3 protein-coding genes are annotated in these 2,028 nt (G+C 59.0%); all 3 read left to right on the top strand.

All coding sequences use genetic code 11. The features are described 5' to 3' along the window. Nucleotides 1-141 precede the first annotated feature (141 nt). The 3 genes from QMX91_RS30905 to QMX91_RS30895 all read left to right on the top strand — a co-directional run bounded on the left by QMX91_RS30905 (nt 142) and on the right by QMX91_RS30895 (nt 1,953). Nucleotides 142-444, top strand: coding sequence for a DUF5629 family protein (locus tag QMX91_RS30905; protein ID WP_282413887.1), 303 nt, complete (start codon nt 142-144; stop codon nt 442-444). Continuing rightward, nucleotides 441-1,616: a lactonase family protein gene (locus QMX91_RS30900; protein ID WP_282413886.1), complete on the top strand. Its 1,176-nt coding sequence runs from the start codon at nt 441-443 to the stop codon at nt 1,614-1,616. The genes QMX91_RS30905 and QMX91_RS30900 overlap by 4 nt, the downstream gene beginning before the upstream one ends. 157 nt (nt 1,617-1,773) lie before the next feature. After that, nucleotides 1,774-1,953 (top strand): hypothetical protein, encoded by a 180-nt coding sequence (locus tag QMX91_RS30895; RefSeq protein WP_047598402.1) that lies wholly within the window; start codon nt 1,774-1,776, stop codon nt 1,951-1,953. Nucleotides 1,954-2,028 lie beyond the last annotated feature (75 nt).

The raw sequence follows: 2,028 nt of genomic DNA, 5'->3' as shown, positions 1-2,028 counted from the left end.
GGGCTTGCTCGCGAAGGCATTCTTTCAGTCAGTGATTGATTGCCTGACACACCGCTTTCGCGAGCAAGCCCGCTCCCACAGGGATCTCCAGCGACAATGAGCTATCATTGGCCCTTTCCCTCCTAAGAAAGACTGTTTGCCATGACTGCCCAAACCCTTCTCAACGCCCTCGAACACTGCGGCATGGTCGAAATCGATGGCTTGCATGCCTTCGAATTCGCCCTCGACGAAGACGACAACCTGCACATCGAATGTATCGATGGCCGCACGGCCAAGCATTGGGAGTTCACCCCGGCGCAGGTTACGGCGGCGACGTTTGATGAAGAGCTGCAGAGCTGGCTGATCATTGGCTACGCCAGCGACACCAAGACCACCGGCGAGCACCGTTTGGTCTGCGTCGGCGACGTAGTCAGCAGCAGCGACGACGAGGAAGATGATCAATGAACATGCGTAAATTCTGGCCACTGCTGATGGCCGGCAGCGTCGGTGCGATGGGCCTGTCCAGTGCCAGCGCCGAGACCTATCAATTGCTGGTGGGCTCCTACACCGCCGGCACCAGCCAGGGCATCTATCGAATGAATTTCGATAGCGCCACCGGACAGATCGCTGCCAAGCCGCTGCAAGTGATGAAGAGCGAAAACCCGTCGTGGCTGACCTTGTCCAAAGACCAGAAGCATCTGTTCGTGGTCAACGAAAACGGCCCCGGCCAGAAAGACCCGGTGGGCCGCGTCAGCAGCTACTCGATCGATCCGAAGACCCACACTCTGACCCTGATCAATCAAGTGCAGAGCCTGGGCAACGAGCCGACCCATTCGAGCCTCAGCGGCGATGCCAGCCATCTGTTCGTCAGCAACTATTCGGTGGTCGAAGATCCGGGTGGCACCCTCGCGGTGTTGCCGGTCGGCGCCGATGGCAAGCTCAAACCCGTGGTGCAGATGAGCGCGCACCCGGCGAGCCGGGTCAATCCGGAGCGTCAGGCCTCGAACCACGTGCACTCGACGGTGTCCTCGCCGGACGGCCGCTATGTGTTCTCCAACGACCTCGGGGCGGATAAGGTCTTCATTTACAAATTCGACCCGAAGGCCAATCCGGACTTGCCGTTGACCCCGGCGAAAACCGCTTCGGTGAGCCTGCCGGCCGGCAGCGGCCCGCGTCATCTGCTGTTCAGTGCCGACGGCAAGCATGCCTGGCTGACCATGGAAATGAGCGCGCAGGTCGCGGTGTTCGACTACCACGACGGCGTGCTGACCCAGACGCAAATGGTCGATCTGGCCGCCGGTCAGCCGACCTCGGACAAAGCCGCCGCCGCGCTGCATGCCTCGGCCGATGGCAAGTTCCTCTACGTCAGCAACCGTGGCACCGCCAATCAACTGCTGGTGTTCAGCATCGATCCGGCGACCGGGCAGCTCAAAGAGCTGCAAAAGCGTTCGGTAGAAGGCGATCACCCGCGTGAGTTCAGCCTCGATCCGAGTGGCAAGTTCCTGCTGATTGCCAACCAGAAGAGCAACGAAATTGTCGTCGTCGAGCGCGATGCCAAGACCGGTCTGCTCGGCAAAACCGTGCAAAAACTGCCGATGGACGCCCCCAGCGATCTGAAGTTTCTAGTGCGACAATAAGCCACAGGCCCCGGTTCACGGGGCCTGTCTCGTTGTATTAATCGCGCTGATATCCGGTAATGCTACAAAGCATTTCAAGCGATCAACCCTCGAGCGTTAAGTTTGCTCCACGGCCCAACCGGGCAAAGCAAGCCAACCGAACACGAGGGTTACCGCCATGAACTTCAATCTCTTCTCGATCATCGCCGCTTCCGCCATCTCCGCCACCGTTGCGTTGCCAGCCAGTGCCAACGTTGAAATAGCCGGCAAAAAATCCCACACCCAGAGCTACACCCAGAAATACCTGCAACAGAGCGCCAACTTCTACGCCGCGCTGGATCACAAAGCCCAACACTGAAATGCCCGCTTCGAACAACTCCCTGTAGGAGCTGCCCGACGGCGCCCAAGATTTTTGATTAAAGGCAAAAAAAAA

The sequence above is a fragment of the Pseudomonas sp. PS01299 genome, from assembly GCF_029960145.1.
GTDB classification, from domain to species: Bacteria; Pseudomonadota; Gammaproteobacteria; order Pseudomonadales; family Pseudomonadaceae; genus Aquipseudomonas; species Aquipseudomonas putida_A.
The sequence above is the reverse complement of the archived record's forward strand: the minus strand, read 5'-3'. Positions and strand labels throughout refer to the sequence as shown.

Coding starts and splice junctions, on each gene's coding strand:
- QMX91_RS30905 (WP_282413887.1), top strand. CDS start 142: ATGACTGCCCAAACCCTTCTCAACGCCCTCGAACACTGCGGCATGGTC.
- QMX91_RS30895 (WP_047598402.1), top strand. CDS start 1,774: ATGAACTTCAATCTCTTCTCGATCATCGCCGCTTCCGCCATCTCCGCC.
- QMX91_RS30900 (WP_282413886.1), top strand. CDS start 441: ATGAACATGCGTAAATTCTGGCCACTGCTGATGGCCGGCAGCGTCGGT.